General features: G+C 75.2%; 6 protein-coding genes. All 6 read left to right on the top strand.

Annotated elements, in window-relative coordinates; genetic code table 11:
- Positions 1–1,760 (top strand): N-6 DNA methylase (locus tag IE312_RS19020; protein ID WP_229900110.1); only part of this gene is annotated, 1,760 nt, incomplete at its 5' end.
- 183 nt (positions 1,761–1,943) lie between these two features.
- Complete coding sequence (locus IE312_RS19015) at positions 1,944–2,561, top strand: hypothetical protein (protein ID WP_189983324.1); 618 nt, start codon at positions 1,944–1,946, stop codon at positions 2,559–2,561.
- A gap of 17 nt (positions 2,562–2,578) precedes the next feature.
- Positions 2,579–4,093, top strand: a complete 1,515-nt coding sequence (locus tag IE312_RS19010; RefSeq protein WP_189983322.1) for a serine/threonine-protein kinase — start codon at positions 2,579–2,581, stop codon at positions 4,091–4,093.
- 145 nt (positions 4,094–4,238) lie between these two features.
- On the top strand, positions 4,239–4,889 hold the full coding sequence (locus IE312_RS19005; RefSeq protein ID WP_189983320.1) for a SurA N-terminal domain-containing protein: 651 nt from the start codon (positions 4,239–4,241) through the stop codon (positions 4,887–4,889).
- A gap of 151 nt (positions 4,890–5,040) precedes the next feature.
- A complete protein-coding gene (locus tag IE312_RS19000; protein ID WP_189983318.1) occupies positions 5,041–6,096 on the top strand; it encodes a nucleoside triphosphate pyrophosphohydrolase in 1,056 nt (351 codons plus the stop codon).
- Positions 6,097–6,280: 184 nt separating this feature from the next.
- On the top strand, positions 6,281–6,890 hold a 610-nt coding region (locus IE312_RS40820), incomplete at its 3' end, for a cytochrome P450 family protein (protein ID WP_229900108.1).

Raw genomic sequence — 6,890 nt, 5'->3', positions numbered from 1 at the left:
GCTCGGACGCACGGCTGGCCGCGGTGCTGCCGGGGGCGCTGCACGAAGTGCTGACCCCGATCACCTTTACCCCGGCCACCCCCGCCCCGGCCCGCACCACCGCAACCACCCCCACCCCGGCGGCACCCGCCCCCGCCACCCCGCTCCGCACCCCCACCGGCCCCCAGCTCCTCCCCTCCGCCCCTCTCCTGCGCGGTGTCGCCGAGCTGGCCGCCGGCATCGGGGCCCGGCAGGCCTTCGAGTTCCTGCTGGGCCGGCACCTGGACGCCAACCCCCGCCAGTACACGCTTACCCCGGCCGAACTCGCCGGCCTCATGGCCGACCTCGCCGGACCGGCCCGCACCGCGCTGGACCCCGCCTGCGGCACCGGCGCCCTGCTGCGCGCCGTCGACCCCCGCCCCGGCCAGCGGCTGTACGCCCAGGACAGCGCCCCCGAACTCGCCGCGCTCAGCGCGCTCCGGCTCGCGCTGCACAACCGGGCCACCGTGCGCGCCGCCGCCGGCGACACCCTGCGCGCCGACGCCCACCCCGGGCTGCGCGCCGACGTGGTCCTGTGCCACCCGCCGTTCAACGAGCGCAACTGGGGCCACGACGAACTCGCCTACGACCCCCGGTGGGAGTACGGCTTCCCGGCACGCACCGAGTCCGAACTGGCCTGGGTGCAGCACGCGCTGGCCCGGCTGAAGGACGGCGGCACCGCCGTACTGCTGATGCCGCCGGCCGCCGCCTCCCGCCGCTCCGGGCGCCGGATCCGTGCCGACCTGCTGCGCCGGGGCGCGCTGCGGGCCGTCGTCGCGCTGCCGGTCGGCGCGGCACCGCCGTACAACATCCCGCTGCACCTGTGGGTGCTGCGCCGGCCCGACCGGGTGCCGGCGACGCCCGAGGTACTGCTCGTGGACACCGGGAGGTTCGCCGGGGAGGGGAGGGGCGGGCCGGACTGGGAGGCGGTACGCGAGACGGTGACGGACGCCTGGCGCGCCTTCACGCGCGCGGGACGGCTGGCGGAGCGGCCGGGGCTGGCCCGTTCGGTGCCGGTCATCGAACTCCTCGACGACGACGTGGACCTCGCGCCGGCCCGCCGCCTGCCGCCGGCGGTCGCCGACGGCGCGGAGCAGCTCACGCGCGTGCGCGAGCGCCTCGGCGAGACCCTGCGCCTGACCGCCGACCTCACCCCGCCCCCCGCCGACCCGGCACCGCCCGCGCGCTGGCCGCTCACCACCGTCGGCGAACTGGCGCGCGGGGGCGCGCTGGTGATGCGCACCGGCGGAAACGGCGGCCACGCGCGCGTGCCGGTCCTCACAGACCACGACGTCCTCGCCGGGACGGCACCGTCGGGCACGCTCCCGGAGAGCGAGGAGGAGGCCGTGCTGACGGAGCCGGGCGACGTCGTCGTACCGGTGCTCGGCGGGGGAGCGGTGGCGCGCGTGATCGACGAGGCGACGGGCGGCGCCGCGCTGGGGCGCAACCTCGTGCTGCTGCGCCCCGACCGCACGGCGCTCGACCCGTGGTTCCTCGCCGGGTTCCTGCGCGGGACCGCCAACAACCGTCAGGCCAGCAGTTACGCCTCCACGGCGACCCGGCTGGACGTGCGCCGGCTGCACCTGCCCCGGCTCCCGCTGGACGAACAGCGGCGCTACGGGGCACGGTTCCGCGCGCTGGAGGAGTTCGAGCGGGCGCTCAGGCAGGCGAGCCGGCTCGGGGAGCAGCTCGTGCGCGGGATGTACGACGGGCTGACGGACGGCACGGTCGCACCGGGCTGAACCCGGCCCCGACACGGGGAAGCGATCAGTGCGACAACGGTTCGGTACAACCCGTGACGGGTTGTCCTTGTCGGCCTATACGCTCGGACTCCGGCCCGGACACCGCCCCGTCGGCGTCCGTCCCCATCGGTCCCACCCGGCCCCACCCGGTTCCCATCGGTTCCCATCGGTCCAGGAGCAGTCATGTACGGCCACGGCGCGCTGCCGCCTCCTCGCAGCGCAGGAGCGGTCATATCCCTGCGCGTGCTGTTCGCGGCGGCCGGCTTCCTCACGTGCGGTCTGCTGTCCTGTCTGCCGCTGTTCCGGGCCGCCTTCGTGCGAGGCCGCTGGTACGACTGGCTGATCGCCTGGCTGAGCCTGCCGCTGTCCTTCACGGGGCTGGCGTTGGTCGGCGAGCTGCCGGAGAACGACTCGCGCAGTGACGTCGCGCTGGCGCTGCTCCTGCTCCTCGGCGTGATGTCCGCGGTGTACTACCTGGTCGTGGACATCCGGGTGCACCAGCAGCGGACGTTCGCCGGGTACGCGCGGGCGCACGCCCCTGCTGTGCACGGCTACGGCTTCCCGCACGCCGCACCGGCGTACACGACGCCCGGCCCGGTGCCCCAGCCGCCCGTGCCGCCCGCGCACCACACGCCCGTACCTCAGCCCCCCGTACCCCAGCCGCCCGCGCACCACACCCCGGTACCCCCCGTGCCCGCGCGGATCGACCAGGTGCGTGCCGAACTCGACGAACTGAGCGACTACCTGCGCCGGCACGACGGAACAGAGGGACACGAGGGCCGCGGCGAGGGCGGGCGGTGACCGTGACGACAGGGCGCATGATCGCCGGCCGTTACGAACTGTCCACGCTCATCGGGCAGGGCGGCATGGGCCAGGTCTGGACGGCGTACGACCGCAGGCTCGACCGGCGCGTGGCGGTGAAGCTGCTGCGCCCCGACAAGGTGGCGGGCCAGGAGGCGGACGAGCTGCGCCGCCGGTTCGTGCGCGAGTGCCGGGTGACCGCGCAGGTGGACCACCCCGGCCTGGTGACGGTGCACGACGCGGGCAGCGAGGGTGAGGAACTGTTCCTCGTCATGCAGTACGTCGACGGTGCCGACCTCTCCGACCACCTCGCCGAGCACGACCCGTACCCGTGGCAGTGGGCGGTCGCGGTGGCCGCGCAGCTGTGCGCCGTGCTGAGCGCCGTGCACGCCGTGCCGATCGTGCACCGCGACCTCAAGCCCCGCAACGTGATGGTGAAGCAGGACGGCATGGTCACCGTCCTCGACCTGGGCGTGGCCTCCGTGATGGACACCGACACCACCCGCCTCACGCACACCGGCTCCCCGATCGGCTCGCCCGCCTACATGGCGCCGGAGCAGGCGATGGGCGGCGCGGTCGGCCCGTACACCGACCTCTACGCACTGGGCGTGCTGATGCACGAACTGCTGAGCGGCGAGGTGCCGTTCGCCGGGTCGACGGCGCTCGGCGTGCTGCACCGGCACCTGTACGAGCCGCCGCTGCCCGTGCGCCGGATCCGCCCCGAGGTGCCCGAGGCGCTGGAGGCCCTGGTGCTGCGGCTGCTCGCCAAGGACCCCCAGCACCGCCCGGCGTCCGCGCAGGAGGTGTACGAGGACCTGGCACCGCTGCTGCCCGCGCGCGGGACGCCCACCGGGGCGCCGCTGGACCCCACCCGCCCCTTCCTGCGGCCGCACGCCCCCTGGCCGGACCGCGCCAGGACCCCCGCGCCGCAGCCCGCGCCGGTCGCGCCGGTCCCGCCGGCGGCCGGGAAGCCCGATGTCGCCGCCGCCGTGGACGAGGTCAAGCGCCTGCTGGGCGAGGGCCGCATCACCCAGGCCGTCGACATCCTGGGCGCGATCCTGCCGGTCGCCGCCGAGCAGCACGGCGAGCACTCCCCGGTCGTGCGCACCCTGCGCAAGCAGTACGCGGCCACGCTCATGGACGACGGCCAGTACCGGCGTGCGCTGCCGGAACTGCGCCGCCTCGCCGACGAACGCGCCGCCGAGGCCGGCCAGGCGGACCCGCAGTCGCTGCGCTACCGCTACGAGTCCGCGCAGTGCCTGGAGCAGCTGGGCGAACCGGCGGCCGCGCTCGCCGAGTACCGCGCCCTGCTGCCGTACTACGAGAACCAGTACGTCTCCGGCGACCCCCAGCTCGCCCACGAGGTCCGCCGCCGCATCGGCCACCTCCTGCTCGCGCTCGGCGACCGCCCGGCCGCGCACGACACGCTCGCCCGGCTGGTCCTGGACGTGGAGCGGCTGCACGGCCCCGGCCACCCGACGGCCATGGAGATCCGCCGGACCCTCCAGTGGCTGGGACAGGTGCGCGGCTAGCGCGCCGGCCCGGGCGGCGGGGACGGCGGTGCCCGAAGGACGCGCGAATCGTTGGTCGAATGGGTTGGCCCCGGCCTGCCCACTGCCTACCATCGATCACCGCAAGACCTTGTGCACCGCCGCACAATCTCCCCTGGAGGTCTCCTTGCAACCCCGCCGTCGCACCGCGCTCGTCCTCACCGCCGCGATCGCCGCGGCGGCGCCCCTGCTGACCGCCTGCGGAAACGATGCGCACCCGGGCGCCGCCGCCGTCGTCGGCGGACAGCGGATCACCGTCGCCCAGCTGGAGAGCCGGGTCGACGAGGTCCGCGAGGCCCAGCGGGCCGCGGTGCCGGACCAGGCGCAGTACCAGCAGGTCGTCTCCTCCACCAGCGGCCTGACCCGCGACACCCTGCACAACATGGTGCTCGACCGGGTGCTGCACCGCGCCGCGCGGGACCAGGGCATCACGGTCACCCGCAAGGAGATCCAGCAGATGCGCGGGGACCTGGAGCGGCAGGCCGGCGGCAGCAAGGGCCTGGAGGCGGCCTGGCTGCAGAAGTACGGCATCGCCCCGGGCCGTCTCGACGACAACCTGCGCCTGCAGCTGGAGGCGCAGAAGCTCGCCGCGAAGCTGGGCACCGACACCAGCCAGCCCGCCTTCTGGAAGGCCCTGTCCACGGCGTCGGAGGAACTCCACGTCGACCTGAACCCGCGCTACGGCTCCTGGGACGTGCAGAAGAGCAGCCGGGTGGACGCCGGGACGCCGTGGGTCCGGGAGGTCACGACGGCGGGCGGCCAGCCGGTCACGGCGTAGCGCGCGGCGCGGCAGGCCGTGACCGGCGGTGGCCGGTGGTGGCCGGCGGTGGCCGGCGGAGGCGAGGCGTTCCAGTCGTACGGTCACATGATCTCCCCGGCCCTGTGGACAACCCGGTCCGCTCTCCCGGGCCGTGGGTTACGTTCGGTGCGTGAACGCAATCAGTCCCGAGCCCAGCCCCGGCCGCATCGTCCTGCTCACGACCAGCCACCGCGTCGCCCCCGGCCTGCTGTCCTGGCCCGCCTGGCAGGCCCTGCGCACCGCCGACGCCGTGCTGTGCGCGGACGGCGCCCATCCGCAGCTGCCGTACCTGCGCGAGGCCGGGACAGCCGTGACGGAGGCGTCCCCCACCGCGCAGGAGCTGGTCGACGCCTGCGCCGGCGGGCGCACGGTGGTGGTCGTGGCGACGGGCGAGGGCGAGCCGGCGCTCACGGACGGCCTCGCCCGGCTGGCCGGCTCCGGCCGGGTCGCCATGCCGGAGCTGGAGCTGCTCCCCGCCTCCTACGACCTGCCCGGCGCCCGCCTGCTGGACCTCGTGCAGGTGATGGACCGCATCCGCGCCGAATGCCCCTGGTCCTCCCGGCAGACCCACGAGGGCCTGGCGAAGTACGGCATCGAGGAGGCGTACGAGCTGGTCGAGGCGATCGAGGCCGGCGACCGGGACGAGCTGCGCGAAGAGCTGGGCGACGTCCTCCTCCAGGTCGTCTTCCACGCCCGGATCGCCGAGGAGGACCCGGACGCCCCGTTCTCCGTCGACGACGTCGCCGGCGGCATCGTCGCCAAGCTCATCCACCGGCACCCGCACGTGTTCGGCGACGAGCGGGCCGAGACCCCCGAGGACGTCAAGGAGCACTGGCTGCGCACCAAGGCCGAGGAGAAGCAGCGCACCTCCGTCACCGACGGCGTCCCGCTCGGCCAGCCCGGCCTGGCCCTCGCCGCCAAGCTCGCCTCCCGCACCCGCACGGCGGGCCTGGACGTCCCGCTGCCGCGGGGAGAGGGCATCGGATACGAGCTGCTGGCACTGGCGGTACGCGCCGAGGCGGAGGGCACCGACCCGGAGGCGGCCCTGCGCGCGGCGGCACGGGCGTACCGGGACGCGATCAGGGCAGCCGAGGCCCCGCACCCGGCGGCCACCGGCGAGGACGACGAGGATGACGAGGACGACGAGGACGACGAGGACGACGAGGACTCGGAGAAGGAGGGCTAGGAGGCCGAGAACCCGGAGGACAGGCCGAGAACCCGGAGGACAGGCCGGAAACCGGAGGACGCCGGACCCCACCGGCCCCGAGCCGGCCGGTCCCCGGCGCCACCGACCGCAGCCGGCCGGCGGGGCACCGCGCATCCCGCCCGCCCCTCGGCGGGGTGTCCGCCGGGCCGGATACCGTCGAGGAGTGACCAACGAGCCCGGCCCCCCGACCCCTCCCGCCCTCTTCACCTGGGAGTTCGCCGCCGACCCCTACCCCGCCTACGCCTGGCTGCGCGAGCACGCGCCGGTGCACCGGACGCGGTTGCCGAGCGGTGTCGAGGCCTGGCTCGTCACCCGGTACGCCGATGCCCGCCAGGCGCTGGCCGACCAGCGGCTGAGCAAGAACCCGGCGCACCACGACGAGCCCGCGCACGCCAAGGGCAAGACCGGCATCCCGGGCGAGCGCAAGGCCGAGCTGATGACGCACCTGCTGAACATCGACCCGCCGGACCACACCCGGCTCAGGAGGCTCGTCAGCAAGGCGTTCACCCCCCGCCGGGTCGCCGAGTTCGCCCCCCGGGTGCAGGAGCTGACCGACCACCTCATCGACCGGTTCGCCGGCAGCGGCTCGGCCGACCTCATCCACGAGTTCGCCTTCCCGCTGCCCATCTACGCCATCTGCGACCTGCTCGGCGTCCCGCCCGAGGACCAGGACGACTTCCGGGACTGGGCGGGCATGATGATCCGGCACGGCGGCGGCCCCCGCGGCGGGGTCGCCCGGTCGGTGAAGAAGATGCGCGGCTACCTCGGCGAGC

The organism is Streptomyces capoamus, from assembly GCF_014654935.1.
GTDB classification, from domain to species: Bacteria; Actinomycetota; Actinomycetes; order Streptomycetales; family Streptomycetaceae; genus Streptomyces; species Streptomyces capoamus.
This window is presented reverse-complemented; position numbering and strand designations above follow the sequence as displayed.